Source organism: Paracoccus acridae, assembly GCF_014642735.1.
Lineage (GTDB): Bacteria > Pseudomonadota > Alphaproteobacteria > Rhodobacterales > Rhodobacteraceae > Paracoccus > Paracoccus acridae.
Window position 1 is genome coordinate 544,898 of sequence record NZ_BMIV01000001.1, and the last position, 26,618, is coordinate 571,515.

At 67.2% G+C, this 26,618-nt stretch carries 26 protein-coding genes and 1 pseudogene; 13 read left to right on the forward strand and 14 right to left on the reverse strand.

Annotated features, from left to right (window positions below; all coding sequences use genetic code 11):
• Window positions 1-12: 12 nt before the first annotated feature.
• The 8 genes from tolB to IEX25_RS02795 all read right to left on the reverse strand — a co-directional run bounded on the left by tolB (window position 13) and on the right by IEX25_RS02795 (window position 6,939).
• Window positions 13-1,320 carry a Tol-Pal system beta propeller repeat protein TolB gene (gene tolB / locus IEX25_RS02760; RefSeq protein WP_188713919.1) on the reverse strand — a complete coding sequence of 436 codons (1,308 nt, stop codon included), beginning with the start codon at window positions 1,318-1,320 and terminating at the stop codon, window positions 13-15.
• Between the two features lie 38 nt (window positions 1,321-1,358).
• The gene (tolA, locus tag IEX25_RS20290) at window positions 1,359-3,245 is read right to left on the reverse strand and encodes a cell envelope integrity protein TolA (protein ID WP_188713920.1); all 1,887 of its coding nucleotides are present in this window, start codon (window positions 3,243-3,245) and stop codon (window positions 1,359-1,361) included.
• A 4-nt stretch (window positions 3,246-3,249) separates the two neighbouring features.
• A complete protein-coding gene (locus IEX25_RS02770) occupies window positions 3,250-3,705 on the reverse strand; it encodes an ExbD/TolR family protein (RefSeq protein ID WP_188713921.1) in 456 nt (151 codons plus the stop codon).
• Window positions 3,706-4,425, reverse strand: coding sequence for a protein TolQ (gene tolQ / locus IEX25_RS02775; RefSeq protein WP_370463824.1), 720 nt, complete (start codon window positions 4,423-4,425; stop codon window positions 3,706-3,708).
• A 118-nt stretch (window positions 4,426-4,543) separates the two neighbouring features.
• Window positions 4,544-4,939, reverse strand: coding sequence for a tol-pal system-associated acyl-CoA thioesterase (gene ybgC, locus IEX25_RS02780; RefSeq protein ID WP_188713922.1), 396 nt, complete (start codon window positions 4,937-4,939; stop codon window positions 4,544-4,546).
• The gene (locus IEX25_RS02785) at window positions 4,936-5,511 is read right to left on the reverse strand and encodes a hypothetical protein (protein ID WP_188714003.1); all 576 of its coding nucleotides are present in this window, start codon (window positions 5,509-5,511) and stop codon (window positions 4,936-4,938) included. The genes ybgC and IEX25_RS02785 overlap by 4 nt, the downstream gene beginning before the upstream one ends.
• A 97-nt stretch (window positions 5,512-5,608) precedes the next feature.
• Window positions 5,609-6,235, reverse strand: a complete 627-nt coding sequence (locus IEX25_RS02790) for a CoA transferase subunit B (protein WP_103172261.1) — start codon at window positions 6,233-6,235, stop codon at window positions 5,609-5,611.
• Entirely contained in the window at window positions 6,235-6,939 is a 705-nt protein-coding gene (locus IEX25_RS02795) for a CoA transferase subunit A (RefSeq protein WP_103172262.1), read from the reverse strand. Before IEX25_RS02795 ends, IEX25_RS02790 begins: the two co-directional genes overlap by 1 nt.
• A gap of 247 nt (window positions 6,940-7,186) precedes the next feature.
• On the opposite strand from IEX25_RS02795, the gene IEX25_RS02800 reads away from it, so the two are divergent.
• Complete coding sequence (locus IEX25_RS02800; protein WP_188713923.1) at window positions 7,187-7,897, forward strand: prephenate dehydrogenase; 711 nt, start codon at window positions 7,187-7,189, stop codon at window positions 7,895-7,897.
• On the opposite strand, the gene topA is transcribed toward IEX25_RS02800, so the two are convergent.
• From topA to tldD, 3 genes are all read right to left on the reverse strand, one after another.
• A complete protein-coding gene (gene topA / locus IEX25_RS02805) occupies window positions 7,894-10,572 on the reverse strand; it encodes a type I DNA topoisomerase (protein WP_188713924.1) in 2,679 nt (892 codons plus the stop codon). The two genes, IEX25_RS02800 and topA, sit on opposite strands and share 4 nt — an antisense overlap.
• A 93-nt stretch (window positions 10,573-10,665) precedes the next feature.
• Complete coding sequence (gene dprA, locus IEX25_RS02810) at window positions 10,666-11,784, reverse strand: DNA-processing protein DprA (RefSeq protein ID WP_188713925.1); 1,119 nt, start codon at window positions 11,782-11,784, stop codon at window positions 10,666-10,668.
• Window positions 11,785-11,850: 66 nt separating this feature from the next.
• On the reverse strand, window positions 11,851-13,272 hold the full coding sequence (gene tldD / locus IEX25_RS02815; protein ID WP_188713926.1) for a metalloprotease TldD: 1,422 nt from the start codon (window positions 13,270-13,272) through the stop codon (window positions 11,851-11,853).
• 184 nt (window positions 13,273-13,456) lie between these two features.
• Between tldD and coxB the strand changes: the two genes are divergently transcribed.
• The 10 genes from coxB (at window position 13,457) to IEX25_RS02865 (ending at window position 22,312) form a co-directional block, all read left to right on the forward strand.
• A complete protein-coding gene (gene coxB, locus IEX25_RS02820) occupies window positions 13,457-14,347 on the forward strand; it encodes a cytochrome c oxidase subunit II (RefSeq protein WP_229664997.1) in 891 nt (296 codons plus the stop codon).
• 41 nt (window positions 14,348-14,388) lie between these two features.
• Window positions 14,389-15,306, forward strand: coding sequence for a heme o synthase (gene cyoE / locus IEX25_RS02825; protein WP_103172268.1), 918 nt, complete (start codon window positions 14,389-14,391; stop codon window positions 15,304-15,306).
• On the forward strand, window positions 15,306-15,500 hold the full coding sequence (locus IEX25_RS02830; protein WP_103172269.1) for a cytochrome c oxidase system small membrane protein: 195 nt from the start codon (window positions 15,306-15,308) through the stop codon (window positions 15,498-15,500). The genes cyoE and IEX25_RS02830 overlap by 1 nt, the downstream gene beginning before the upstream one ends.
• Window positions 15,497-16,069 carry a cytochrome c oxidase assembly protein gene (locus IEX25_RS02835; protein ID WP_188713928.1) on the forward strand — a complete coding sequence of 191 codons (573 nt, stop codon included), beginning with the start codon at window positions 15,497-15,499 and terminating at the stop codon, window positions 16,067-16,069. The genes IEX25_RS02830 and IEX25_RS02835 overlap by 4 nt, the downstream gene beginning before the upstream one ends.
• 28 nt (window positions 16,070-16,097) lie before the next feature.
• Complete coding sequence (locus IEX25_RS02840; RefSeq protein ID WP_103172271.1) at window positions 16,098-16,928, forward strand: cytochrome c oxidase subunit 3; 831 nt, start codon at window positions 16,098-16,100, stop codon at window positions 16,926-16,928.
• A 69-nt stretch (window positions 16,929-16,997) separates the two neighbouring features.
• Window positions 16,998-17,666, forward strand: a complete 669-nt coding sequence (locus IEX25_RS02845) for an SURF1 family protein (protein WP_188713929.1) — start codon at window positions 16,998-17,000, stop codon at window positions 17,664-17,666.
• Window positions 17,667-17,676: 10 nt separating this feature from the next.
• Entirely contained in the window at window positions 17,677-19,053 is a 1,377-nt protein-coding gene (gene thrC, locus IEX25_RS02850) for a threonine synthase (RefSeq protein ID WP_188713930.1), read from the forward strand.
• Entirely contained in the window at window positions 19,050-20,324 is a 1,275-nt protein-coding gene (locus IEX25_RS02855) for a M16 family metallopeptidase (protein WP_440589939.1), read from the forward strand. The genes thrC and IEX25_RS02855 overlap by 4 nt, the downstream gene beginning before the upstream one ends.
• Window positions 20,324-20,905 (forward strand): GNAT family N-acetyltransferase, encoded by a 582-nt coding sequence (locus IEX25_RS02860; protein WP_188713931.1) that lies wholly within the window; start codon window positions 20,324-20,326, stop codon window positions 20,903-20,905. The genes IEX25_RS02855 and IEX25_RS02860 overlap by 1 nt, the downstream gene beginning before the upstream one ends.
• Before the next feature lie 9 nt (window positions 20,906-20,914).
• Window positions 20,915-22,312, forward strand: a complete 1,398-nt coding sequence (locus IEX25_RS02865) for an FAD-binding oxidoreductase (protein WP_188713932.1) — start codon at window positions 20,915-20,917, stop codon at window positions 22,310-22,312.
• Window positions 22,313-22,370: 58 nt separating this feature from the next.
• Here IEX25_RS02865 and IEX25_RS02870 read toward each other — a convergent pair whose 3' ends face one another.
• Complete coding sequence (locus tag IEX25_RS02870) at window positions 22,371-22,904, reverse strand: adenine phosphoribosyltransferase (RefSeq protein ID WP_188713933.1); 534 nt, start codon at window positions 22,902-22,904, stop codon at window positions 22,371-22,373.
• The gene (locus IEX25_RS02875; RefSeq protein ID WP_188713934.1) at window positions 22,901-23,503 is read right to left on the reverse strand and encodes a flavin reductase family protein; all 603 of its coding nucleotides are present in this window, start codon (window positions 23,501-23,503) and stop codon (window positions 22,901-22,903) included. Before IEX25_RS02875 ends, IEX25_RS02870 begins: the two co-directional genes overlap by 4 nt.
• A 123-nt stretch (window positions 23,504-23,626) precedes the next feature.
• Between IEX25_RS02875 and IEX25_RS02880 the strand changes: the two are divergent.
• Window positions 23,627-24,103: pseudogene (locus IEX25_RS02880) on the forward strand (GNAT family N-acetyltransferase); the annotation flags it as partial.
• Window positions 24,104-24,215: 112 nt separating this feature from the next.
• A complete protein-coding gene (locus IEX25_RS02885) occupies window positions 24,216-25,004 on the forward strand; it encodes an EcsC family protein (RefSeq protein WP_103172278.1) in 789 nt (262 codons plus the stop codon).
• Between the two features lie 57 nt (window positions 25,005-25,061).
• Here the strand turns inward: IEX25_RS02885 and IEX25_RS02890 are convergent, their stop codons facing one another.
• On the reverse strand, window positions 25,062-26,588 hold the full coding sequence (locus IEX25_RS02890) for an ATP-dependent DNA helicase (protein ID WP_188713936.1): 1,527 nt from the start codon (window positions 26,586-26,588) through the stop codon (window positions 25,062-25,064).
• Window positions 26,589-26,618 lie beyond the last annotated feature (30 nt).

A 26,618-nucleotide genomic window follows, 5' to 3' on the forward strand; every position in this document is an offset into this window, starting at 1 on the left:
TGGCGCGGGGCTTCAGGGCATCAAGGGACCCCAAGAGGGATCCGAGGCAGCAAAGTCAAGGCTCAGCGGTCGCATATTGCGCCCGGTGATGTCCACCGAATGCAGCTTGGGCTGGCCGTTCCCCCCAGGCGCGACCCGCGTGAACATGACGACGCGACCATTGGGCGCCCAGGTCGGGGACTCGTCAAGGAAAGATCCGGTCAGGGTCTTTTCGCCCGATCCGTCGGTGCGCATGGTGGCGATGTGGAACTGGTTGCCCACCTGCTTGGTAAAGGCGATCAGGTCCCCCTTGGGCGACCAGGCAGGCGATCCGTAACGCCCGTCGCCAAAGCTGATCCGCGAGGGCTCGCCCCCGTTTATCCCCACCACATACAGCTGCGGATTGCCCGAACGGTCGGATTCGAACACGATCCGCTGCCCGTCCGGGCTGAAGCTGGGCGCGGTGTCGATGGCGGGCGACTGGACCAGCGGCCGCTGCGCCCCCGATGCGGCATCCATCAGCCAGATGTCGGTATTGCCGCCCTGTTCGCGCGAATAGACGATCCAGCGCCCGTCCGGGCTGAAGCGCGGCGAGAATGCCATGCTGTTCGCGTCCTGCGTCAGGGGGCGCGACGACACCGTGGCGATGTCCAGCACGCGGATCTGGGGAAAGCCGCTGTCGAAGCTGGTATAGGCCAGCCGCCGCCCGTCGCGCGAAAACTGCGGCGCCAGCACCAGCGACGCGCTGTCGGTCATCCACAGGATGTTCTGGCCGTCATAGTCCATCACGCCGATGCGCTTGATCCGCGCGTCCTTCGGCCCGGTTTCCTGCACGAATGCCACGCGGCTGTCGAAATAGGGCTGTTCCCCCGTCAGGCGGGCATAGATCTGGTCGGCGATCTTGTGCGCGGCCCGGCGCCAGTCGGTCGCGCGGGCATCGAACTGCATCCCGTCGCCCTGCGCCTGGCCGGCATAGACGTCATACAGCCGGAACTTGACGCTGATCGCGTCGCCCCCCTGCGTCACCTCGGCCGAAACCAGCGCCTGGGCGTTGACCGCGCGCCAATCCTCATAGGCGATCGCCTCGCCGAAGCTGCCGGGACGGGCGACCTGGGCATCGCGGGAGATTTCGCGGAACAGGCCGGTGCCGGTCAGATCGGCGGCCACCACGTCGCGGATCTGCTGCGCCACGGCGGCGTCGCCGTGAAAGGCGGGAATGGCGATGGCCATGGGTTCGGTCACACCATCGGTGATCTCGATCTTCAGCGGACCATCCTGCGCCAGGGCGGGCAGCGAAGCGGCAAGGGCCATCGAGAAGGCCAAAGTCAGCGATCGAAGCATCATATCCTCATCATCCTTGCGACAGGGCCGGTCCGGCCTCAGTCAAACCCGATTCCGTCTGGGCGAAACTCGACCACCACATCGCGCCAACGGCTGTATTTGTCGAAGGGCAGGGGAAAGCCCGCGCCGCCGCACATCATGATCGCCCGCCGCGCCACCTCGAAGGCGTGCCGGGCACCGGCCTCGGACCCGCCGTGATAATCGGAAATCCGCAGGCTTGCCTCGATCGGCCGGGCATCGGCGGTCATGCTGAAAGCCACCGAGACCGACATGCCCGACGCCTCGACCGACAGCGCGCCTTCGTTCCAGCACTGGCGCAGCGCGGTGCGGAAGGCATCCCGTTCTGCCTGCGACAAGGGCTGGGCCTGGGACAGGCTGGACATGTCGATGTCGTCAAGCGGCGTGGGCCGGATGGCCGACGGCGCAAGTTGCATGGGTTCCGCAAGGCCGCCCTGCGTGCCACCGGCATCTGCCGGGGCAGGGGAACCCGACATCGCCCCCGCCAGGGCCGCCGCCAGCGGATCCTGCACGGCGGATGCGCCGGATCCCCCGTCGATCATCTGGCTGTTGCCACCTGCCGTATCCCCGGTCGAGGCGGTGTCCGTCCCGCCCGCACCGGCGCTGCCATCCTGTGCCTCGCGCAGCGCATCTTCCAGCGCCTGCTGGCGGGCTGCCTCGGCTGCGGCCTGTTCCTCGGCGGCACGGGCTGCAGCGGCGCGGCGTTCTTCCGCCTCGCGTTCCGCGGCAAGACGACGTTCCTCGGCTTCGCGTTCGGCGGCCTCTGCAGCGGCGCGGCGCTCTTCTTCGGCTTGGCGGGCTTCCTCGGCAAGGCGTTCTGCTTCGCGGGCTTCCTCGGCCCTTCGCTCTGCCTCGGCCTGGCGCTCTGCCTGCCGTTCTTCTTCAGCCCGACGTTCTGCCTCGGCCCGGCGTTCCTCTTCGGCCCGGCGCTCGGCTTCCTGTTCCTCCGCTTCGCGGGCGGCAGCGGCGCGGCGTTCTTCCTCGGCCCGGCGTTCTGCCTCCGCCTCGCGCCGTTCCTCCTCTGCGCGGGCCTCGGCTTCGCGTTGTTCCTGTGCCTCGCGCTCTGCCCGTTCCGCAGCCGCCCTGCGTTCGGCGGCTTGGCGGCGCTCCTCGGCTGCCTGTCGTTCTTGCTCGGCCTCCTCGGCCCGCTCGGCTTCGGCCCGGCGCGCCTCCTCGGCGGCCTCGCGCTCGGCGGTCAGGCGGCGTTCTTCCGCTTCGGCGGCGGCTGCGGCTGCGGCAGCCTGGGCCGCTTCCTCGGCCGCGCGGGCTGCCTCGGCGGCTGCCTGTCGCTCGGCCTCTTGCTGCGCCAGTCGCGCATTGCGGCGTTCGACCAGACCTTCGGGTCGCAGCCGGGGCAGGGCGGATCGGTCAAGCGCCAGTTCCGACCGAGGCGCAGCGGACGCATCGGCCGGGGGCGCCTCGGGCCGGGAGGGCTGCGCACCGGCCGCCGGCACGCCGCCATCGGCGGGCGGCAAAGGGGCGGCATCGTCGGCAGTCTGGTTGTCGGCGGGCGCGCCCAGATCGGTCGCCACGGCCACAGGATCCGGCCGGTCGAAATCGGACAGGTCGGGACGTGCCTCGGATCCGTCGGGCTGGGCCAGATCCTGCGCCGCATCCTCGGCATCGGGGATGCTGGCCTCGGCGGGTGCCTGCGCGGCATCCTGATCCATCGCAGGCGCGGGCATCGTCGCCACCGCCGTGGCCTCGCGCCCGACCGGCCCCGCGCCACGCGATGCGGCGGCCAGGGCCTCGAACTCGGCCCCGCTCATGGTCGCCACCTCGGTCGTGCGCAGCGGCGTGGACGGTTGCGGGCGGAAGAACACCCCGCCCAGGATCGCCCAGAGGATCAGCGCGGTATGCGCCGATCCCGAAACCCACCAGCCGATGCGATCCTCGCGGTCCTCCATGGCGTCAGCCGTCCATCCTGGGCCCGCCGGTATCCGTCACCAGCACGATATCGGAAAGGCCGGCCGCATTCAGCGCGCCCATGACCTGCACCACGCGGGCATAGGGGATCGCCCCATCGGCGCGCAGGAAGACCCGCTGGCTTTGCCGCTGGGCCAGGATCTCGCGCAGGCGGGTGACGATCTGGTCCTGCGCCACGGGCGCGTCCATCAGCACCACGTCGCCATTGGCGGGGATCGAAATGACCAGCGGTTCTTCCGGCTCGGTGGGAACGGCGGTCGCGGCGGTCTGGGGCAGGTTCAGCGGCACGCCCGCCGTCATCAGGGGTGCCGCCACCATGAAGATCACCAGCAGCACCAGCATCACGTCCACGAAGGGGGTGACGTTGATTTCCGCCATCGGCGCGTTGCGGCGCCTGCCCCGGCCCTTGCGGCTGACCCGCTTGACGACGGCGCCCGACATCTATGCCTCGTCCATCTGGCGCGACAGCAGGGTCGAGAATTCATCGGCAAAGGCCTCCCAGTTGCCGGTCACGCGTTCCGCGTCGCCCGACAGCTTGTTGTAGAAGACGACGGCCGGGATCGCGGCCAGCAGCCCCAGGGCGGTCGCCAGCAGCGCCTCGGCGATGCCGGGGGCCACCACGGCCAGGCTGGTGTCCTGGGACATGGCGATGCCCTCGAAGGCGGTCTTGATGCCCCAGACGGTGCCGAACAGGCCGATGAAGGGCGCGGTAGAGCCCACGGTCGCCAGGAAGGACAGGCCGCGGAACAGGCGCGACTCCTCTCGCTGGATGGCGACGTTCATGGCGCGGTCGATGCGCGCAGGACCCCCGGGGATCAGCGCGCCGTCGTCGCGATGGCTGCGGCGCCATTCGGTCATCCCTGCCGCGAAGATGCGTTCCGACGCCCCCGAGGGGCGGTCGCCCAGCCGGTCGTAAAGGTCGTCCAGCGGTTCCCCGGACCAGAAGGCGCGATCGAAGCGGGCGGCCTCCTTGCGGGCCTTGGCGAAGGCCAGGAACTTCTGGATGATGATCGCCCAGGCCCAGACCGAGGCGACGATCAGCATCACCATCACCACCTGCACCGTCAGCGAGGCGCGCGCAAACAGCGCCATCAGCGAGAAATCAATTGCCTGCGCGGCCTGGATCGGTTCCATCGTCACTGCCTTTTCGTCGTGATCCATCACGGACCCGGCCGGTGTTCCGGTCGGTTTTCAGGCCTTCTAGCGCCTTCCCGGCAAAGGTTGCAGCCCCTTGATGCAACACAATGGCGTCACCTTCGGACAGTGCGACCCAATCGCCTCACCCTGACGCCAAGGTCTCCGCCAGACCTTTCGGCAGCCTGACCGGGCGGCCCTGGGCGTCCAGGCAGGCCAGCGTGACCCTGGCCGTGAACAGCGGGTCGCCCTCGCGCCTGACGGTCTGGCTGACGACGATCCGCGCGGCGGTCATCTGGTCCAGCGTGGTTTCCACCGCCAGAAGGTCGTCGAAATGGGCAGGCCGCAGATAATCCGCCTCGATCCGGCGGACGGCGAAGACATGGCCGCTGTCGGTCTTCAGCCGCAGCTGGTCAACGCCAAGCGCACGCAGCCATTCCGACCGGCCCCGCTCGATGAACTTCAGATAGTTCGCGTAATAGACGATCCCGGCAAGGTCGGTGTCCTCGTAATAGACGCGGACGGCAAGGCTGTGCATCATGCGCCCCCCAAACGGGCCGCAAGCCGCAACGCATGGGCAGGATCGGTGGCCGCAACCGGCAGAACCGGATCATAGGCCGCGCGGATCACCCCTGCGATGTCTGCCGAGGGGGTGATGTCGCGCGCGAATGTCAGCGCGCAGCGCATGAACAGCGCCTCGGCCAGTTGCGCAGGGTGGCTGTCGGCCAGTGGCCCCGACATGCGCAGGAAGCCCAGGCAGGCGCGGATGCCGCCATCGGCGTCAAAGCGGAACATCCGATACTGGTCCGCATCCGCCCGCGCCAGACGGGCAGGCAGGTCCGGCGCATCGGTCAGTCGGTCAAGATCGGGAATGTCCCTCAGGTCGGACCAGTCGCGGACGAAGAACAGCATCAGGTTCGCCCCCATGTCAGGGTCCGTATCCGCCAGCGGATGGCGCGCATGGGCAAAGCCCGCCCGGATCGCGCCGCGAAAGATGTCCAGACTATCGTCCGCCAGGCCAAAGATGACGGGCGCCACCGGCCGTCCCCAGCGGGCACAAAGAAATGTCCCGTCGGCGCGGGTGAATAGTGCGGCAATCTGGTCTGCGGTCATGCCCGTCATCTTCTGTGTCCAAATATCCTGGGGGGAGTCGCCGAAACGGCGACGGGGGGCAAGGCCCCCCGCCACCTTTTCCAGCCTGCGCGGGGCGTCACCCGACGATGGTGGCTTCCGTCGCGGCGCGCAGTTCCTCTTCGGTCACGCCCTCGGCGGTCTCGACGATCTTCAGCCCGCCCTCGACCACGTCCAGCACGCCCAGGTTGGTGATGATGCGGTCCACCACGCCCTTGCCGGTCAGGGGCAGGGTGCATTCGCGCAGGACCTTGGACTCGCCCGCCTTGTTGGTGTGATCCATGACCACGATCACCCGGCCCACGCCCGCGACCAGGTCCATCGCGCCGCCCATGCCCTTGACCAGCTTGCCGGGGATCATCCAGTTGGCCAGATCGCCGTTCTCGGCCACTTCCATCGCGCCCAGGATGGCGGCGGCGATCTTGCCGCCCCGGATCATGCCGAAGCTGGTGGCGCTGTCGAAATAGGCGGTGCGGTTCAGTTCGGTGATGGTCTGCTTGCCCGCGTTGATCAGGTCGGGGTCTTCCTCGCCCTCGAACGGAAAGGGGCCCATGCCCAGCATCCCGTTTTCGGACTGCAGCGTGATGTCCTTGTCGCCCACATAGTTCGCGACCAGCGTCGGGATGCCGATCCCGAGGTTCACATACATCCCGTCTTCCAGTTCCTGCGCCGCCCGCGCGGCCATCTGGTTGCGATCCCAAGCCATTACGCGGTCTCCTTCTTGCGGGTGGTGCGCTGCTCGATGCGCTTCTCGTGCTGGCCCTGCACGATGCGGTGGACATAGATGCCGGGCAGGTGGATCATGTCGGGATCCAGGCTGCCGCGCGGGACGATCTCCTCCACCTCGGCCACGCAGACCTTGCCGCACATCGCCGCCGGCGGGTTGAAGTTGCGCGCCGTCTTGCGGAACACCAGGTTGCCGGTGTCGTCGGCCTTCCAGGCCTTGACGATGGACAGATCCGCCACGATGCCGCGTTCCAGGATGTAATCCTCGCCGTCGAAGGTCTTGACCTCCTTGCCCTCGGCGATGACGGTGCCCACGCCCGTCTTGGTATAGAAGCCGGGGATGCCGCAGCCGCCCGCGCGCATCCGTTCGGCCAGCGTCCCTTGCGGGTTGAACTCCAACTCCAGCTCGCCCGACAGATACTGGCGCATGAATTCGGCATTTTCGCCGACATAGCTGCTGATCATCTTCTTGATCTGGCGCGTCTGCAGCAGGATCCCCAGTCCGAAGTCATCGACGCCGCAGTTGTTGGACGCGACCGTCAGATCCTTGGTGCCCGCGTCCCGGATGGCCGCGATCAGCAGTTCGGGGATGCCGCAGAGGCCAAAGCCGCCCGCCGCGATGAACATCCCGTCATGCAGCAAGCCCTCCAGGGCCTCGCTTGCCGTGGCATAGACCTTTTTCATTGTCCCTCCCCAAATTGAACCGCTGCGGATTTGTCGCTTGCGCGTCAGGCCAAGTCAATGCGGCGGTGCAGCATGGTTGACATCGGCGGTGCCCGCCGCCATCAAACGGGGATGAACGCCCGCAACGCTGCCTTCGCCAACTATTACCGCCCGCTGACATAGCGGGGGCAGCGTCATGTCAACCGCGCGGGGTGCGGTTGACGGGAAAGATCACAACGGCCTTGCGCAAGCCCGGAAGGTCCGTCCCATGCGTCCCGAAACCCTGTCCATCATCGGCTTTGGCGCCTTCGGCCAGCTGATCGCGCGGCATCTGCGCCCGCATCTGGCGCTGTCCGTCTGCGATCCCTGCGTCCGGCCGAACGACCTGCCGCAGGTCGATCCCGCGCAGGCGGCCCGCGCCGACATCGTGGTGCTGGCCGTGCCCCTGCCGCAGCTTGAAGCCGTCCTGCGCGCCATCGCCCCGCATCTGCGGCCGGGGTCGACGGTGATTGACGTGTCGTCGATCAAGGTCGAACCCGCGCGGCTGATGCTGGACCTGCTGCCGGATCATGTGGGGATCGTCGCCAGTCACCCGCTGTTCGGTCCGGCCAGCGCGGCGGGCGGCATCGCGGGCCATCGCATCGCCTGGTGCCCGCTGCGTGGCCGGGGAGACCGCCGGCTGGCAGCCTTTCTGAAGGCCAGGGGCTTGCAGGTGATCCCCACCACCCCCGACCAGCACGACCGGGACATGGCGGTGGTCCAGGGCCTCACGCATCTGATCGCGCGCAGCCTGTCGCGGCTGGGTCCCCTGCCGCGGGACATGGCGACCCGCAGCTTCGCGATGCTGGCGGAAGCCGCCGCCATGGTCCAGGACGACTCTCCCGAACTGCTGGCGACGATCCTGAAGGCGAACCCCCATGCGGCCAGCGTCCGTCAGCGCTTCCTGGCGGAAGCCGCCGGGATCGCGGACGAACTCTAGCCCTTGGCGGCCTTTTTGGCGGAGGACTTTTGAGTGGGGGCCTTCTTGGCGGCGGGCTTTTTCGCAGCGGCCTTGGCCTTGGGCGCGGCCTTTTTCTTGGCGGGCGACTTGCCGGCCTTGGCGGCGATCAGTTCAAGCGCCTGCTCGACCGTCAGCTCCTCGGGCGCAACATCGCGGGGCAGGGTGGCGTTCACCTTTTCCCACTTCACATAAGGACCATAGCGCCCGTTCATCACCTGGATCGCGCCGCCGTCGGGATGATCCCCCAACTCGCGCAGCGGCGCGGCGGCAGCGGCGCGGCCGCGCGTTTGCTTGGCCGCCAGAACCTCGACCGCGCGGTTCATGCCGATGGTGAAGACCTCGTCCACGTCCAGCAGGTTCGCGTATTTCGAGCCATGCTTCACATAGGGACCAAACCGGCCGATCCCGGCCTCGATCAGTTCGCCATCCTCGGGGTGGTTGCCCACCGGACGCGGCAGCGACAGAAGCTGCACGGCCTTTTCCAGATCCAGCGTCGCCGGATTCCAGCCCTTGGGGATGGATGCGCGGGCAGGCTTGGGATTGTCCTCGGTCGCCTCGCCCCGCTGGACATAGGGGCCGAAGCGCCCGGTCTTGAGGCTGATCGGATCGCCGTTATCCTCGCCCAGGATGCGGTCGCCCACGGCTTCCTCTCCGTCGGGGGCGGAGATCGGGCGGGTATAGCGGCATTCGGGATAATTCGTGCAGCCGATGAAGGCCCCGCCCGACCGCGCCGTCTTCAGGTTCAGCCGTCCCGCGCCGCAAACCGGGCAGACGCGCGGATCGCCGCCATCCGCGCGCGGCGGATAAAGATGCGGGGCCAGCGCCTCGTCGATGGCGTCCAGAACCTCGGTGATGCGCAGTTCAGACGTGCCTTCCAGCGCCTTTGAAAAATCCTTCCAGAACCGGCCAAGAACCTCGCGCCAGACCAGGTCGCCCGCGCTGATTTCGTCCAGTTCGTTTTCCAGATCCGCCGTGAAGTCATAGCTGACGTAACGCGGGAAATACTTGGTCAGGAAGATCGTGACCAGGCGGCCCTTGTCCTCGGGGATCAGGCGGTTCTTGTCCTTGCGGACATATTCGCGGTCCTGGATCGTGGTGACGATGCTGGCATAGGTCGAGGGCCGGCCGATGCCCAGTTCCTCCATCCGCTTGACCAGCGTTGCCTCGGTATAGCGGGGGGGCGGCTGGGTGAAATGCTGGCGTGCGGCCACGGCGGCGGTGTCGTTCAGCAGCAGGCCGGACGCGGCGCGCTGACCCGCAGGGGCGGCGGGCGCGGGGTCGTCCTTTTCGCGGGCCTTGGCGAATTCGGCGTCAAACGCCTTGCCGACCAACGTGGCCGTCTCGCCCTGCTGGATCGCGGGCAGGCGGGCGCTGTCCTCGCCGTCGTCGTCGTCGCGGCCCTGGTCATAGACGCGCAAAAAGCCGTCGAACAGGATGACCTGGCCTGTGGCGCGCAGGCCGACCTGGTTGTCCGGGCTGGCGATCTCGACCGTGGTGCGTTCCATGCGGGCGGCTTCCATCTGGCTGGCGATGGTGCGCTTCCAGATCAGGTCATAAAGCTTGCGCTGGTCGTCCGCCGTGACCTTCAGCCTGTCGGGCGACAGCATCATGTCGGTGGGGCGGATACATTCATGCGCTTCCTGCGCGTTCTTGGCCTTGTTCTTGTACATCCGCGGGCTGGCGGGGACGTATTTGTCGCCGAACTTGGCGCGGATCGCGTCGCGGGCGGCATGGACCGCCTCGGGCGCCATGTCGATGCCGTCGGTCCGCATATAGGTGATCAGCCCCGCCTCATACAGACGCTGGGCCGCCGACATGCAGGCCTTGGCGCCCATGCCCAGCTTGCGGGATGCTTCCTGCTGCAGGGTCGAGGTCATGAAGGGCGGCCAGGGATTGCGCGTCGCGGGCTTGGCGGCGACGCTGGTCACGCGCAGGTCGCGGCTGGCCACCGCGCTGACGGCCATCGCGGCCTTTTCCGCGGTCGGCAGGTCGAAGCGGTCCAGCTTCGCGCCCGCCAGCGACACCAGCGTGGCGTCGTATTCCGCGCCGCCCGGTGTCGCCAGGCGGGCATGGACCGACCAGTATTCGCGGGCCTTGAAGGCCTCGATCTCCATTTCCCGGTCCACGATCAGGCGCAGGCAGACAGACTGCACCCGGCCCGCCGACTTCGCGCCCGGCAGCTTGCGCCACAGGACCGGGGACAGGTTGAAGCCCACCAGGTAATCCAGGGCGCGGCGCGCCAGATAGGCATCGACCAGCGGCTGGTCGATCTGGCGCGGGTTCGCCATCGCCTCGGTCACAGCGGTCTTGGTGATGGCGTTGAAGGTGACGCGGTTGACCGCCGCACCCTTCTTCAGCGCCGGTGACAGCGCCTCCAGCAGGTGCCAGGAAATCGCCTCGCCCTCGCGGTCGGGGTCGGTCGCCAGGATCAGGGTCTGGTCGTCCTTCAGCGCGTCCTTGATCGCCTTGAGGTGCTTGCGGCTGTCTGCCGCGACCTCCCATTTCATGGCGAAATCGTCGTTCGGATCGACGCTGCCGTCCTTGGGCGGCAGGTCGCGGACATGGCCGAACGAGGCCAGCACGCGATAATCGCCGCCGAGGTATTTTTCGATGGTCTTGGCCTTGGCCGGGGATTCCACGACGACGACGGGCATTCTTACCTCAGGGGACCTTGCGATGGGCCGGGAACATGGGTCGGGGGCCTGCCAGTGTCAACCTGCCGAAATCATCCGCCGCGTGTGCGCCCGTCAGCCAAGTGCCAGCCGCCCGCCCGGCACCCGCAGCAGCCGGCCCTGCAATTCCAGCGACAGGATCGCCGCGCTTGCCGTTGCGGCCGGCAGGCCCAGGTCGCGGATCACGTCGTTTTCATCCGAGGGCGAGGGGCCCAGGCGGGACAGGATCCGCGCCTCGATCTGCGCCGGATCGGCGGGTTCGGGACGCGAGGCGGGGATAGCAGGTGCCTCGGCCATTCCGGCAAGCTCTGGTTCCTGGCCAAGCGCCGCGCAGACATCGGCCGAATTGCGCACCAGCAGGGCGCCGTCGCGGATCAACTGGTTGCAGCCGCCCGCGCGGGCATCCATCGGATGGCCGGGCACCGCCATCACCTCTCGTCCCTGATCCAGCGCGTTCTTGGCCGTGATCAGCGTGCCGGACCGATGCGCGGCCTCGATCACCACCACGGCCAGCGACAGGCCCGACACGATGCGGTTGCGGGTCGGGAAATGGCGCGCCTGCGGTTCGGTGCCGGGCGGCTGTTCAGAGACAAGCGCGCCTTTTTCGGCGATCTGCGCGGCCAGGATGACGTTTTCCGCCGGATAGATCACATCGACGCCACCCGCCATCACCGCGATGGTGCCTGTGGGAAGGGCTGCGTTGTGGGCGGCGGTGTCGATGCCCCGCGCCAGGCCCGCGACGACGGTATGCCCCGCTTCGCCCAAGCCCGCCGCCATGCCGCGCGCCATGCGCAGGCCCAGCGAAGACGCGTTGCGCGCCCCGATCACGGCCACCGGCTTTCTGGACAGCCAGGAGGGATCGCCGCGAAGCCACAGGACAGGCGGTGCGCCATCAATCTCGCGCAGCGCGGAAGGATAAAGGGGCGAATCGCAGCGAACCAGCCGGGCACCGCATTTGCGGCCCGCAGCCAGTTCGGCAGCCGCAACGCCTTCGGGGCAGATTTCGTACCCGGCGATGCCCGCCGCCGCCGCGATCTCGGGCAGGGCATCCAGCGCCGCCCGAGCGCTGCCGTGTTCGGCCACCAGCCGGTGATAGGTCGCCGGACCCACCCGGCGGGACCGGATCAGGCGCAGCACCGACAGGTCGTCGTCCTGCGCGCCGCGCGTATCAAAAGGAAGATGTCCGGTATCCATGCTGCCTCCGGCCCTTGTCCGGGAATCAGCATTACGCCGCAGCGGTTAACAACTGGTTAGCGTCCCCTAGGCCGCCGACCCGCCCACCGTCAGCCCGCCGATCAGCAGCGTCGGCTGGCCCACGCCCACCGGCACCCATTGGCCCTGCTTGCCGCAATTGCCGATGCCCGGATCCAAGGCCATGTCGTTGCCGATGCCGCGCACCTGCTGCAGCGCGGTCGCCCCATCGCCGATCAGCGTGGCGCCCCGGATCGGGTCGCCCACCACGCCGTCCCTGACGCGGTAAGCCTCGGTGCAGGAAAACACGAACTTGCCGTTGGTGATGTCCACCTGGCCGCCGCCGAAGCCCACCGCATAGATGCCGTCGCGCAGTTCCGCCAGGATCGCGGCCGGATCCGCCTCGCCGCCGGGCATATAGGTGTTGGTCATCCGGGGCATCGGCGCGTGCGAGAAGCTTTGCCGCCGGCCGTTGCCGGTGGGCTCCACCCCCATCAGCCGGGCGTTCTGGCGGTCCTGCATGTAGCCCACCAGGATCCCGTCCTCGATCAGCACGTTGCGGGCAGGGGGCATCCCTTCGTCATCGACGCCGATGCTGCCGCGGCGCTCGGGGATGGTGCCGTCGTCCACCACCGTCACACCGGGGGCTGCGACACGTTGTCCCATCAGTCCCGCAAAGGCCGAGGCCTTCTTGCGGTTGAAATCGCCTTCCAGCCCGTGGCCCACGGCCTCGTGCAGAAGGATGCCGGGCCAGCCGGGGCCAAGCACGACATCCATCACCCCGGCAGGCGCGGGGACCGAACGCAGGTTGACCAGGGCGATGCGCAGCGCCTCGTCCACGGCGGGTTGCCAATGGGCGGGGTCCATCAGCCCTGCCAGCGGGATCCGCCCGCCGCCGCCATGGCCGCCGGATTCGCGCCGGTCGTTGTTTTCCACGATCACGCTGACATTCAGCCGCGCCATGGGGCGGATATCGGTCACCAATCCCCCTTCGGGCCGCAGGATCGCCACCTGCTGCAGGGACGAGGCCAGGGAAACGGTCACCTGCACCACGCGAGGATCGCGGGAACGGGCGTAATCATCAATTTGGCGCAAAAGCTCAATGCGTTGGGCGAAAGGAATCCCCTCGGCCGGGTCGGCGGCCATGTAAAGCGGCTGGACCTGCATGGGCGCGGCAGGCGCCATCACGCCGCCGCCCTGGCCCACTGCCAGGCGCGCGGTTTCCGCCGCGCGGCGCAGGGCGGGTTCGGAAATCTCGGTCGAGTGGGCATAGCCCGTCACCTCGCCGCGCACGGCGCGCAATCCGAAGCCCTGTTCGGCGGTATAGCCCGAATTGCGCAGCCGCCCGTCGTCGAAGACCAGCGATTCCGACACCGTATGTTCAAGGAACAGTTCGCCATCCTCGGCCCCGGCCGTGGCCTCGCGCAGGATCGCCAGGGCGCGGTCGCGGTCCAGGTGGGTCGCGAAGGGGTCGAAGGGGGTTCGGCTCATGACGGGGTTCATCCTTCTGGCGGCCCAATGCCGGTAATTTGCGCAGGCAGGCTTATGTATCACTTGCCCGTGGGGTCGAGATATGGTCATAGAACGGGGATTGTTAAAGGAAAAGGGCCGCCTTTGGGCGACCTGCGGTCGCGCGGCCGCGCCAGGATAACGGGATGGGATGATGGCAATAGCGATGATTCGCCGGACAGTCGCGGCAGCTTCCGGGCTTGCGACGGCGGGAATGGTAGCCGGGTCGGCCTTTGCGCAGGACGTGTTGGGTGAACTGCCCGTGATCGGCAAGCCCGAGCCGCGCGGCGTGAACTTCCAGCCGGCGGCGACCGAACTGGCCCGCGATCAGCAATGGCTGGACCACTTCGTGCTGATCATCATCACCGTGATCACGGTCCTGGTCTGCACGCTGCTGCTGGTCGTGATCCTGCGCTATAACAAGCGGTCGAACCCGGTCCCGGCCAAGTTCACGCACAACACGCCGCTGGAAATCGCCTGGACGCTGGTTCCCGTGCTGATCCTGGTGATGATCGGCGCGTTTTCGTTGCCCGCGCTGTTCCGCAGCCAGGAAATGCCGGCCGACCCGGATGTCGTGATCAAGGCAACCGGGAACCAGTGGTACTGGTCCTATGAATATCCCGAAAACGGTGTCAGCTTCGATTCGATCATGCTGACCAAGGAAGAGCTGGCGGACTACGGCTATTCCGAGGATGAATACCTGCTGGCCACCGACACCGCCGTGGTCGTGCCCGTGGGCCAGACCGTGCTGCTGCAGGTGACGGCCAATGACGTGATCCATTCCTGGTCGGTCCCCGCCTTCGCCGTCAAGCAGGACGCCGTTCCGGGCCGCATTGCGCAGGCTTGGTTCAATGTCGAACAGGAAGGCGTCTATTTCGGTAACTGCTATGAACTGTGCGGCATCAACCATGCCTATATGCCGATCGTCGTGAAGGCGGTCAGCCCCGAAGTCTATGCCCAGTGGGTCGCCGAACAAGGCGGCACGCTGGAAGGCGCGCCTGCAACCGCAGCCGTGGAAACCACCGCTGCCGATGTTCAGGTGGCCAAGGCCGACTGAGCGTCGGCCCAACCAGCGACAGAAGCCAGACCGAAGACGACATGACCGACATCAACACCTATGAAGGCGCCCCCGAGGCCGAGTTCCGCGATTTCGTCGCGCTGCTGAAGCCGCGGGTGATGTCGCTGGTCGTCTTCACGGCCTTTGTCGGCCTGTGGGTCGCGCCGGTGGATGTGCATCCCTTCATCGCCTTCTGCTCGGTCCTGTTCATCGCGCTTGGCGGCGGCGCATCGGGCGCGCTGAACATGTGGTATGACGCCGACATCGACGCGGTGATGCGGCGCACCCAGAGCCGCCCCATCCCGGCAGGCCGGATCGACGGGGGCGCGGCGCTGTCGCTGGGCCTGATCCTTGCGGGCTTTGCGGTGATGATGCTGGGGCTGGCGGCGAACTGGTTCGCGGCGGGCTTTCTGGCCTTCACGATCTTCTTCTATGCCGTGGTCTATACGATCTGGCTGAAGCGCTGGACGCCGCAGAACATCGTGATCGGTGGCGCGGCGGGGGCATTCCCGCCGATGATCGGCTGGGCCTGCGCCACGGGCGGGATCAGCATCGAATCGCTTCTGATGTTCGCGCTGGTCTTCTTCTGGACGCCGCCGCATTTCTGGGCGCTCGCGCTGTTCATGAAGTCCGACTATCACGAGGCCAAGGTACCGATGCTGACGGTGACCCATGGTCGCCCGGCCACGCGGCGCCACATCTTCGCCTATACGCTGGTGCTGGCGCCCTTTGCGATCTGGCTGGGGCTGACCCAGGTCGGCGGGCCGGTCTATCTGGCGGCCTCGGTCGTGCTGAACGCGCTGTTCATCCATGGCGGCTGGCAGATCCTGCGCCGATCCGAGGAAACGGCCGTCGCCGATGGCTATGCTGTAGAAAAGCGGGTCTTCAAGCTGTCGCTTTATTACCTGTTCCTGCATTTCACGGCCCTTCTGGTGCAGAACTGGGTGGGGGGCTGGTAATGCCGCTGAGCGCAGAACATGAGATCCACAAGCGCCGCCGGTCCCGCAATGTCGGACTGGGGCTGGTGCTGGTGGCCTTTGTCGCCCTGGTCTTCGGACTGACCGTGGTCAAGGTGCAGCAGGGCGACATGATGGAGGCTTTCGATCACCAGCCTCGCGTGTCAGAACTGCCGGTCGAGGAGCCCCGCCCATGAGCCGCATGTCCCCTGAAAAGAAGACCGTCACCTGGCTGGTGGGCGTCGTCATCACCATGGGCGCCCTGGCCTGGGCCGCCGTTCCCTTCTATGACTGGTTCTGCCGCGTCACCGGCTTTGGCGGCACCACGCAGGTCGCGGTCGCGGCCCCCGACCAGGTGCTGGACGAGGTCGTGCGCGTCCGCTTCGACGCCAATGTCGACAAGAACATGGAATGGACCTTCCGGCCCATGCAGACCAGCATGGAGATCAAGCTGGGCGAGAACGGCCTTGCCTTCTACGAGGCGATCAACAATTCCGACGTGCCGATCACCGGCACCGCCAGCTACAACGTCGCGCCGGAAGTGTCGGGCTATTACTTCAGCAAGATCGAGTGCTTCTGCTTCACCGAGCAGACCTTGCAGCCGGGCGAACGGATCGAGATGCCGGTCAGCTTCTATGTGGACCCGGACCTTCTCAAGGACCGCGATGCAAGCTGGATCAGGGACATCACCCTGTCCTATACCTTCCACCGGACCGAGCCGAAGCAGGCGGCGCTTGACGCCGAGCCGGCCGATAACGTCAATTGAATACTTGAGGAGCCGACGGGGACAGCTCATGGCGCACGCAAAGAACCACGATTACCATATCCTTCCGCCGTCGATCTGGCCCTTCGTCGCTGCCATCTCGGCCTTCCTGATGCTTTATGGCGCGGTGGGCTGGATGCATGCGGACGAAGTCAGCCTGCTGGGAATTCCCGTCAACGGTCCCTGGCTGTTCCTGATCGGCCTCGTCGGCGTGCTGTATGTGATGTACAGCTGGTGGGCCGACGTGATCCGCGAAAGCCAGGCCGGGGATCATACCCCCGTGGTGCGGATCGGCCTGCAATACGGCTTCATCCTGTTCATCATCTCGGAATTGATGTTCTTCGTCGCGTGGTTCTGGAACTTCATCAAGAACGCGATGTATCCGATGGGGCCGGAAAGCCCGATCAAGGACGGCGTCTGGCCGCCCGAAGGCATCGTGACCTTCGATCCCTGGCATCTGCCCTTCATCAACACGCTGATCCTGCTGTTGTCAGGCGTGGCCGTGACCTGGGCGCACCACGCGCTTGTCCACGACAACGACCGCAAGACGACCATCAACGGCTTGATCGTCGCGGTGGTCCTGGGCGTGATCTTCACGTTCCTGCAGGGCTATGAATACAGCCATGCGGCCTTCGGCCTGGCCGACACGTCCTATGCCAGCGCCTTCTATCTGGCGACCGGCTTCCACGGCTTCCACGTCATCATCGGCACGATCTTCCTGGCGGTCTGCCTGTTCCGGATGCTGAACGGCCAGATGGACCAGGAAAAGCACATCGGGTTCGAGGCTGCTGCCTGGTATTGGCACTTCGTCGACGTGGTCTGGCTGTTCCTGTTCGCCGTGATCTATATCTGGGGCAGCTGATCCCCGCCCTTTCCGAAACGCGACGCGCGGGGCCGACCCCGCGCGTTTTTCTTTGATGGCTTTCCCTTCATGCGCCGCATCCTGTTTCCCCTGATCCTCGGCATCGTCGGCTGCGCGATCCTGATCCAGCTTGGCCTGTGGCAGTTGCGCCGGATGGAGTGGAAGGAAGGCGTGATCGCCAACATCGAGGCCGGGATCGACGCCGATCCCGTGCCCCTGCCGGAGGTGATCGACCCGTCGATGAAATACCTGCCGGTCACCGTCAGCGGCACCACCGGGGCCGAGATCGACGTGCTGTCCCACACCCGCGAACAGGGCGGCGGATACCAGGTCGTGTCGCGCTTCATCACCGATGACGGGCGGGCGATCATGCTGGACCGCGGCTTTGTCCCGCAGGAACTGCGCCATGTCGAACGCCCCCCGACCCGACTTTCCGTGCGCGGCAACCTGCATTGGCCGGACGAAAAGGGCGACGCCACCCCTGATCCGAACCTGGAGGAAAACATCTGGTTCGCCCGCGACGTGCCCGCCATGGCCGAGGTGCTGGATACGGAACCCGTGCTGGTCGTCGCAAGCTTCGTCGAAGGCGACGCCCAAGGGGTCGAACCGATCCCCGTCGCGGTCGAGGGGATCCCCAACAACCACCTGTCCTATGCCGTCCAGTGGTTCCTGATCGCGGCGACCTGGGCAGGGATGACAGTCGGCCTGATCTGGCGTATCAGGCAGCGGAAATACTGAGGGAATACGGATGCGCTACGTCTCGACGCGGGGTCAGGCCCCGGTGCTGAACTTCGAAGGGGCCATGCTGTCGGGACTGGCCCGCGACGGCGGGCTGTACCTGCCCGAGACGATTCCGGCCTTTGGCGGCCTGAACGACCTGGACGGGTTGCCCTATGAGGAAGTGGCCTTCCGCGTCATCCGTCCCTTTACCGGCGACAGCTTCACCGACGCGGAACTGCGCGGCGCCATCGACCGCGCCTATGGGCGCATCGAACACACCGCCAAGGCCCCCCTGCGCCAGTTGGCCCCCGGCCATCACCTGCTGGAACTGTTCCACGGCCCGACCCTGGCCTTCAAGGACTTCGCCATGCAGTTGATCGCGCAACTGTTCGAGATTGCGTTGAAGCGGTCGGGCCAGCGGATCACCATCGTCGGCGCGACCTCGGGCGATACCGGATCGGCGGCCATCGAGGCCTTCAAGGGCATCGACAATGTCGATGTCTTCATCATGTTCCCCCATGGCCGCGTCAGCGAGGTGCAGCGCCGCCAGATGACCACGCCCGACGCCGCCAATGTCCATGCGCTTGCCGTGACCGGCCATTTCGACGACTGCCAGGCGCGGCTGAAGGATCTGTTCAACGACCATGCCTTCCGCGACAACGTGGGCTTGGCGGGCGTCAACAGCATCAACTGGGCGCGCGTGGTGGCGCAGATCGTCTATTACTTTACCGCAACCGCCAGCCTGGGGATGCGCGAGACGGACTTTACCGTTCCCACCGGCAATTTCGGCGACATCTTCGCGGGGTCGGTCGCACGGGCCATGGGCCTGCCGATCCGCCGCCTGATCGTGGCGACGAACCAGAACGACATCCTGCACCGCGCGCTGACCACGGGCGAATACCGCGTCGGCACGGTCGAGCCTTCGATCAGCCCGTCGATGGACATCCAGGTCAGCTCGAACTTCGAACGCGCGCTTTATCTGGCCTATGGCGGCGACGCGGCGGCGATTTCGCAACTGATGGACGAATTGAAGGCGGGCGGCTTCACCATCAGCCAGGGCGCCTTGCAGGCCCTGCGCGAACAATACCTGTCGGGCCGCGTGTCCGAGGACGAGACCATCGCCATGATCCGCACCATCCGCGCCGAAACGGGCGAGGTCCTGTGCCCCCACAGCGCCGTGGGCGTGGCGGTGGCGCGCCAGCACATCGAACCCGGCGTGCCGATGGTGACGCTGGCTACTGCCCATCCCGCCAAGTTCCCCGACGCGGTGGAACAGGCCATCGGCCTGCGCCCCCCGCTGCCGCCGCATATGGCGACCCTGTTCGACCTGCCCGAGCGTGTGACGCGGGTTGAAAACGACGTCGAGGCGCTTAAATCGCTGATCCTTGACCGGAGAACCCAGTGAACAAAGACGCCCATCTGCAGGTAACGACCCTTTCCAACGGCTTGCGCATCGCCACGCGCCTGATGCCGGGGCTGCATTCCACGGCGCTTGGCGTCTGGGTCAATGCGGGCGGGCGCAACGAACGGCCCGAACAGAACGGGATCGCGCATTTCCTGGAACACATGGCCTTCAAGGGCACGGCGACCCGCACCGCCCTGCAGATCGCCGAGGCGATCGAGGATGTGGGCGGCTATATCAACGCCTATACCTCGCGCGATGCGACGGCCTATTACGTCCGGGTGCTGGAAGACGATGTGGACCTGGCCTTCGACGTCATGTCCGACATCGTGCTGAACCCGATCTTCGACGAGCGCGAGATCGAGGTCGAGCGCGGCGTGATCCTGCAGGAAATCGGGCAGTCGATGGACACGCCCGACGACATCATCTTCGACTGGCTGCAAGAGGCCGCCTATCCCAACCAGCCGATGGGCCGCACCATCCTTGGCCCGGCCGAACGGGTCAGCAGCTTCGGCCGCGCCGACCTGGCGGGCTTTGTCGCGGAAAACTATGGCCCCGGCCAGATGATCGTGGCGGCCGCCGGCGCGGTCGATCACGACCGCATCGTGCGGCTGGCCGAACGCGCCTTCGGGCATCTTGCCCCGGTCACCCAGGCGCCCCGAGAGGCCGCACGCTGGCAGGGACTGGAAACGCGCAAGGTCAAGAAGCTGGAACAGGCGCATTTCGCCCTGGCCCTGGAAGGGCCGGGCTATCTTGCGCCCGATTTCTATGCCGCGCAGATCTTCTCCTCGGCGCTAGGGGGCGGCATGTCCTCGCGCCTGTTCCAGAAGATCCGCGAGGAACGGGGCCTGTGCTATACGATCTTCGCGCAGTCGGGCTTTCACGACGACACCGGGATGCTGACCATCTATGCCGGCACGGGGGCCGAGGATCTGGCCGACCTGTCCACCCTGACCATCGACGAGATGAAGCGCGCCGCCGCCGACATGTCCGAGGCCGAGGTCGCCCGCGCCAAGGCGCAGTTGCGCGCCAGCCTGCTGATGTCGCTGGAAAGCCCCTCGGCCCAGGCCGAGCGCATGGCGCGGACCCTGGCGATCTGGGGCCGGGTGCCCGACGCGGCCGAGGTCGCCGACCGCATTGCGGCAGTGACAGTGGCCGAGGTTCGCGCCCATGCCGAAGGCCTGATCGGCCAAGCCCGTCCGGCCCTGGCGCTCTATGGCCCCGTCAAGGCCGCCCCCGACCTGGAAACCCTGGCCGAAAGGCTTGCCGCCTGATGTTCCTGCGACCGCGGCCCGTCAGGTTGGAAACCGAGCGGATCGTGCTGCGCCTGCCTGCCCATGGGGATTTCCACGCCTGGACATCCCTGCGGCAGTCCAGCCGGGATTTCCTGACGCCTTGGGAGCCCGTCTGGTCGCCCGACCACCTGTCGCGCAAAAGCTTTGTGAACCGCGTCTATTGGGCGGCGCGGGCCGCGCGCGGGGGCACGGCGCTGCCCTTGTTCCTGGTCCGCCGGGACGGCGTGTTGCTGGGGGCGATCACGCTGGACAACATCCGCCGCGGCCCGGCGCAATCGGGCACCATCGGCTATTGGATCGGTCAGCCCTTCGCCCGCCAGGGCTATATGCGCGAGGCGATCGGCCTCTTGGTGCATCATGCTTTCACCGCCATGGACCTGAGCCGGGTCGAGGCCGCCTGCCTGCCGGAGAACGCCGCCTCGCGCGGGGTTCTGGAAAAGTCGGGCTTCAAGTATGAAGGCGTCGCGCAAAGCTATCTGCAGATCGACGGGCGGTGGCGGAATCATGTGCTTTACGCCAACCTGCGCAGCGACCGGCGGGGCCGGACCGACGCCCGATAGGACAAGATCATGCTGAACGACGCCACCGACGCGCTTGGGCGATTGCTTCCCCAGGGCGTGCTGAGGGAAACCGCGCCCGCCTATCTGGAGGAACCGCGCGGCCGCTATCGCGGGCGGGCCGGGCTGATCGCCGCCCCCCGCACGGTGGATGAGGTCGCGGCCATCGTCCGCGCCTGCGCCGATGCGCGCGTGCCCATCGTTCCGCGCGGCGGCGGCACCGGCCTTGTGGGCGGGCAGGTGATGGTCGAAGGCGCCGTGCCCTTGCTGCTGTCGCTGGAACGCATGAACGTCATCCGCGCGACCTATCCCGAGGAGGGCGTCATCGTGGCCGAGGCGGGCGCCACCCTGCAACAGGTCCGCGAGGCTGCAGCCCGCGTCGAGCGGCAGTTCCCCCTGGCGCTGGCGTCTCAAGGCACCGCGCAGATCGGCGGGATGCTGGGCACCAATGCGGGCGGCGTGAACGTGCTGCGATACGGCAATGCCCGCGCCCTGTGCCTAGGGGTCGAGGCGGTCTTGCCGCAGGGCCAGGTCATGCATGACCTCAAGCGGTTGCGCAAGGACAACACCGGATACGACATCCGCGACCTGCTGATCGGCGCGGAAGGGACGCTGGGCATCATCACCGCCGCATCCCTGGTGCTGGCCCCCGTGCCGGCCGAGGTCGGCGTTGCCATGCTTGTCGTGGAATCGCCCGAGGCCGCCTTGACGCTGCTGTCGCTGGCCCAAGCCCGCATGGCCGGGGGCGTGACCGCGTTCGAGCTGATCTCGGGCCAAGGGTTGCGCTTTCTGGACGCGGCCGTTCCCGACCTGCGCCAGCCTTTCGCGGACCGCCCCGACTGGCTGGTCCTGATCGAGGTGGGCCTGCCTGCCGGCCTGTCGGCCGACGAGGCGCTTGAAGGGCTGTTCACCGACGCGGCCGAGGCCGGCTTGGTCAGCGACGGCGTGATCGCCCAGTCCGGCCAGCAGACCGCCGATCTTTGGGCGATCCGCGAAACCATCCCCGAGGCGAACCGCCATGTCGGCGCCATCGCCAGCCACGACATCAGCCTGCCCTTGTCGGAAATCGCCCGCTTCATTCGCGACGCCAGCGCCATGCTGGCGGAGATGGCGGATCTGCGCATCAACTGCTTCGGCCACCTGGGCGACGGCAACCTGCATTTCAACCTGTTCCCGGTTCAGGGAAAGACCCGCGACGCCTATGACGACATCCGCCGGTCCCTGTCGCGCGCGGTTCACCAGATGGTGGTGGCGCGCGGGGGATCCTTTTCCGCCGAACACGGGGTGGGACGGCTGAAGGCCGCGGAACTGGCCGAATGGGGCGATCCCGCGCGCCTTGGGGCGATGCGCGCGATCAAGGACGCGCTGGATCCTGCGGGGATCATGAATCCGGGGGTGATCCTGGCGTAGGGTGCGTGCTTGCACGAACCGTCGCAGGCAAGGTGCGTGAAATCACGCACCCTACGGGTCAATCGCCCTCGAAGGCTGTCAGGGCATGAACCTCGTGCCCCAGACCTTCCAGCAGCTTGCGCCCGCCCAGATCCGGCAGGTCGATCACGAAGGCGCAGCCCACGACCTTGGCGCCCAGCCTTTCGCACAGCGAAATCCCCGCCGCCGCCGTGCCGCCGGTGGCCAGAAGGTCGTCCACGATCAGAACGCGTTCGCCCGGTTGCAGGGCGTCGTCATGGACCTCGACCACAGCCTCGCCATATTCCAGCTGATAGGCTTGGGAGATCACGGTGCCCGGCAGCTTGCCCTTCTTGCGGATCGGCACGAAGCCCGTGGACAACTGGTGCGCCACCGCGCCGCCCAGAATGAAGCCGCGCGCCTCCAGTCCCACGACCTTGTCGATCCGCGCGCCCGCATAGGGGGCCAGCAACTGATCGACCGCGATGCGAAAGCCGCGCGCATCGGCAAACAGCGTGGTCACGTCGCGGAACATGATCCCTTCATGGGGAAAGTCCACGATGGTGCGGATATAGTCCTTGACGTTCAGGCTCATGCAGGGCGTTCCATTTCGAACAGGTCGGTGACGGCTGCGTAATCCCTGTATCCCAGCCGCGCAATCCAGCCGCCCGCAGGACGCGGGTCGAAACGGCCGTTCACCACGCAATCGTCGCGGATATGCACGCCCGTGACCACGCCGAAGACGACGTAATTCGCCTCGCCCGCCAGTGGCACCACGCGGGTCATGCGGCATTCCAGCGCGGCGGCGGCGCCCGCGACGCGCGGGCATGCGATGGTCTCGCATTCCGCGGCCGCGATCCCCGCCGCGTCGAATTCGCTGATCCCTGCGGCCAGTGGGGCCGAGGACGCGTTCACCTGGTCGCGCAGGTCGCCGGTGGCGATGTTGACGCAGAAGACGCCGGTTTCGATGATCTGCGCCACGCTGTCCTTGGTGCCCTTGCGATCCGGCTTGGCGCTGGTGGACGCGAACATCACCTGGGGCGGGACATAGGCCACCGCGTTGAAGAAGGAATAGGGCGCCAGGTTGTCGCCTTGGGATCCCCGCGTGGAAATCCAGCCGATGGGACGGGGGGCGATCAGGGCGTTGAAGGGGTTATGGGGCAGCCCGTGGCCGTTTTCGGGGCGGTAGAACATCGCGGGCCTCCTGTGATTTCTGCGCCGACAACCTGCCATCTGCCGCGCCCCGCCGCAATGGCCCGGATGTTTCATCACCTGCAAGCCCGTGCTAAGGCACCCCCAGACCCGACAGGAGGCGCGATGTACGAAATCTGCCCCGAAACCGCCGCCGACGAAGCCGAGGTCGAGGCCCTTTACGACCTGTGCTTCGCGCCGGGCCGCACCGCCCTGTCGTCATACCGCCTGCGCGACGGCGTGCCCAAGGTCGCCGACCTGTGCCTTGTGCTGCGCGCCGACGGTATCCTGCAGGCTGCGATCCGCTTCTGGCCGGTTCGCGTCGCGCGCAAGCCGGTGCTGCTGCTGGGACCGATCGCGGTTCACCCCACCGCCCAGGGCGAAGGGCTTGGCGGCATGCTGATGCGCGACAGCCTGAGGCGGGCGCGTCACCTGGGGTGGGGCAGGGTCCTGCTGGTGGGCGATGCGCCCTATTACAGCCGCTTCGGCTTTTCGCGGCTGGATGACGTGGAAATGCCGCCGCCGACCAACCCCGACCGCGTGCTGGGGCTGGAACTCTCGCCCGGCGCCTGGGTTGGGGTCGCGGGGCCGGTCATGCGTGAAACCTCGCCGGGCGTGATGGAGATGCTGGCGCAATACACGGGCAGCCCCGACAACGATTCGGCCTGCGTCACGGTCCAGACCCCGGACCCGCAGGTTCTTCGAGAGGATAGCGATGGCGACAAATCCGCAACTGGTGCTTCCGCCGATCAATGACCCGTCCGTCCACGCCCAGGTGGACCGCCTGGCGCGGCGATACCTGGATGCGGGCGGTCTGGGAATGGAACTGATGACCGTCGTCGGCAACAGCGCCGAGGGGTTGATCGAGAAACTGCCCGGCTTCGTGCGCAGCCGCATGGACCGGATCACCCGCGCCGCCCTGAACCGGGCCTTCACGGCGGCCACGACCTCGCGCCGGATGGTGCGCGACCGGGGGGATTGGTTCAACCGCATGGCATCAACCGTCAGCGGCGCGGCGGGGGGCGTGGGCGGCTTCGCGGGCGCCATGGTCGAACTGCCCTTCACGATCACGCTGCTGCTGCGGGCGATGCTGGACATCGCGGTGGAACACGGGCTCGATCCCGACAGCGACGAGGTGCGGATGGAATGCCTGCGCATCTTCGCCGCCGCAGGTCCGATGGCCGAGGATGATTCGACCGACCTGGGCTTGCTGGCCGCGCGCATGTCGGTCACGGGTCAGACGGTGCAGGGGCTTATCAGCAAGGTCGCGCCGCGCCTGTCGGTGTCCATGGGCCAGAAGCTGGCAGCCCAGGCCGCGCCGATCTTCGGGGCCGTGGTGGGCGCGTCGATCAACTATACCTTCACCCGGTATTACCAGGAACTGGCCCGCGTGCATTTCGGCATCATGCGGCTGTCGCAGGAAACCGGCATACCCAAGGAGGCCCTGATCGAGGCGCTGCGCCTGGCCATCGAACGCCTGGATCATCGCAAGGCCGCGCGCTGAGGTTCATTCTGGCCTCAATATCCCACGGGGGTCCGGGGGTGTGAAACCCCCGGCGCTTCAGTCTTCCTCGGACGCCAAGGCAAGATCGGCGACCGGCGCGTCCAGGTCCTGGGTGTTCAATGGCGCGGTCGGACGGGCCAGCCGGGCCTTCGTCACCCAGAGCAGCCGTTCCTGCGCCCGCGTGATCGCGACATAGGCCAGCCGCTTCCACAGGGGGATCCCGGCCTCGGTCCGGTTCGACCAGGCGGCGGCGCTGATGTCGGGACCGAAGACCTGCACGTCGGGCCACTGGCTGCCCTGCGACTTGTGGATCGTCACCGCCGCGCCATGCAGGAAGGTCGCGCCCATGCGGGCGGCATAGGGGATGAAGGGTTCTTCCTCGTCCGGCAGTTCGATCTTGACGATGCTGGCGGCCGACAGGCGCGGATCCTCGGCCCCGATCACATGCAGGCGCGAGAAGCCGGGCTTGCGGCCCGGCCCCAGATAGACGACCTGCGCCCCCTTGATCAGCCCCCGCGCTTCCAGGTCGATGCGCTTCTTGCGGTGCTTCACCGGCAGTTCGATCCCGTCGCAGATCAGCGGCTCGCCCGGCAACAGCGCATCGCCCGGCGCGCCATAGGCCGCCCGGAAGGCATGGATCAGCCGGATCCGCGTGGCGTTCCGCCAGACCAGCACCGGGCTGCGGGCCATCAGGTCGCTTTCCACCCGTTCCGCCCAGACCACCCGGTCGTCCTTGCGGGCGGCCGCGCGGATCATGCTTTCGAAGCTTTCGAAGGTCAGGCCGTCATCGGCAAGCGCATGGGCCAGATCCAGGATCGGGCTGTCGTCGGCCTGGCGATGGATGCGGTTCAGGATCAGGCGCTGGGACGGGGCCAGCTTCTCGAACACCATCTCGCCTGACTGGCCCACGGGTGCCAACTGCGCGGGATCGCCGAACAGCACCAGCAGGGGGAAGATCTCTCGCAGATCCTCGAACTGCTTTTCGTCCAGCATCGACGCCTCGTCGATCAGGCCGACATCCAGGGCATCCTCGCGCCGTTTCCAGCCGCGGATGAAATCCGACCCCCGCAGGCCCGCCGCCGCAAGGGCGCCGGGAATGGAGGTGTGCTGGTCATAGAAGGCCTTGGCCCGGTCAAGCGCGGCGTCGGTCATCCCCTCGACGGCGGGGCGGTCGCCGGTGCCGGTCAGCCATTCGGCCAGCTTTTCGTACTCCGGGTCATAGACAGGGGTGTAAAGGATGCGGTGGATCGTCGTCGCAGGCACGCCGCGCATCCGCAAGACGAAGGCCGCCTTGTTCGTCGGCGCCAGGATCGCCACGCTGCGCCGGTCCTTGCGGCGGCGGCCCTCGTAATCGCCGCTGACGACCTCGACCCCCGCGTCGCGCAGGGCCTTGGTGATCTGCGACAGAAGCAGCGTCTTGCCGGACCCGGCCTTGCCGATGACCGCCATCACGCGACCCTTGCCGGGCTGTGGGGGCTGCAGTTCCTCGGCGATCAGGTCGATGCCCGATGCGCCGAAGGCCTCGGTCAGGGCATCCCAGGCGTCGGCCTGGTCGGGGGACAGGGTGGGGGCGGGGGCGTTCATGACCGGCGTCTTATCCCGCCCCGCCCGAAA

Bases quoted from the DNA above. Each gene is read 5' to 3' on its own strand.
- IEX25_RS02840 (WP_103172271.1), top strand. From the start codon at position 16,098: ATGGCGCACGCAAAGAACCACGATTACCATATCCTTCCGCCGTCGATC.
- IEX25_RS02795 (WP_103172262.1), bottom strand. From the start codon at position 6,939: ATGAAAAAGGTCTATGCCACGGCAAGCGAGGCCCTGGAGGGCTTGCTG.
- tldD (WP_188713926.1), bottom strand. From the start codon at position 13,272: ATGAGCCGAACCCCCTTCGACCCCTTCGCGACCCACCTGGACCGCGAC.
- thrC (WP_188713930.1), top strand. From the start codon at position 17,677: ATGCGCTACGTCTCGACGCGGGGTCAGGCCCCGGTGCTGAACTTCGAA.
- tolB (WP_188713919.1), bottom strand. From the start codon at position 1,320: ATGCTTCGATCGCTGACTTTGGCCTTCTCGATGGCCCTTGCCGCTTCG.
- IEX25_RS02785 (WP_188714003.1), bottom strand. From the start codon at position 5,511: ATGACCGCAGACCAGATTGCCGCACTATTCACCCGCGCCGACGGGACA.
- IEX25_RS02835 (WP_188713928.1), top strand. From the start codon at position 15,497: ATGAGCCGCATGTCCCCTGAAAAGAAGACCGTCACCTGGCTGGTGGGC.
- IEX25_RS02870 (WP_188713933.1), bottom strand. From the start codon at position 22,904: ATGAGCCTGAACGTCAAGGACTATATCCGCACCATCGTGGACTTTCCC.
- IEX25_RS02860 (WP_188713931.1), top strand. From the start codon at position 20,324: ATGTTCCTGCGACCGCGGCCCGTCAGGTTGGAAACCGAGCGGATCGTG.
- topA (WP_188713924.1), bottom strand. From the start codon at position 10,572: ATGCCCGTCGTCGTCGTGGAATCCCCGGCCAAGGCCAAGACCATCGAA.
- cyoE (WP_103172268.1), top strand. From the start codon at position 14,389: ATGACCGACATCAACACCTATGAAGGCGCCCCCGAGGCCGAGTTCCGC.
- IEX25_RS02875 (WP_188713934.1), bottom strand. From the start codon at position 23,503: ATGTTCTACCGCCCCGAAAACGGCCACGGGCTGCCCCATAACCCCTTC.
- IEX25_RS02885 (WP_103172278.1), top strand. From the start codon at position 24,216: ATGGCGACAAATCCGCAACTGGTGCTTCCGCCGATCAATGACCCGTCC.
- IEX25_RS02790 (WP_103172261.1), bottom strand. From the start codon at position 6,235: ATGGCTTGGGATCGCAACCAGATGGCCGCGCGGGCGGCGCAGGAACTG.
- IEX25_RS02770 (WP_188713921.1), bottom strand. From the start codon at position 3,705: ATGTCGGGCGCCGTCGTCAAGCGGGTCAGCCGCAAGGGCCGGGGCAGG.
- ybgC (WP_188713922.1), bottom strand. From the start codon at position 4,939: ATGATGCACAGCCTTGCCGTCCGCGTCTATTACGAGGACACCGACCTT.
- IEX25_RS02845 (WP_188713929.1), top strand. From the start codon at position 16,998: ATGCGCCGCATCCTGTTTCCCCTGATCCTCGGCATCGTCGGCTGCGCG.
- tolA (WP_188713920.1), bottom strand. From the start codon at position 3,245: ATGGAGGACCGCGAGGATCGCATCGGCTGGTGGGTTTCGGGATCGGCG.
- IEX25_RS02830 (WP_103172269.1), top strand. From the start codon at position 15,306: ATGCCGCTGAGCGCAGAACATGAGATCCACAAGCGCCGCCGGTCCCGC.
- IEX25_RS02865 (WP_188713932.1), top strand. From the start codon at position 20,915: ATGCTGAACGACGCCACCGACGCGCTTGGGCGATTGCTTCCCCAGGGC.
- coxB (WP_229664997.1), top strand. From the start codon at position 13,457: ATGATTCGCCGGACAGTCGCGGCAGCTTCCGGGCTTGCGACGGCGGGA.
- IEX25_RS02800 (WP_188713923.1), top strand. From the start codon at position 7,187: ATGCGTCCCGAAACCCTGTCCATCATCGGCTTTGGCGCCTTCGGCCAG.
- tolQ (WP_370463824.1), bottom strand. From the start codon at position 4,425: ATGGATCACGACGAAAAGGCAGTGACGATGGAACCGATCCAGGCCGCG.
- IEX25_RS02890 (WP_188713936.1), bottom strand. From the start codon at position 26,588: ATGAACGCCCCCGCCCCCACCCTGTCCCCCGACCAGGCCGACGCCTGG.
- dprA (WP_188713925.1), bottom strand. From the start codon at position 11,784: ATGGATACCGGACATCTTCCTTTTGATACGCGCGGCGCGCAGGACGAC.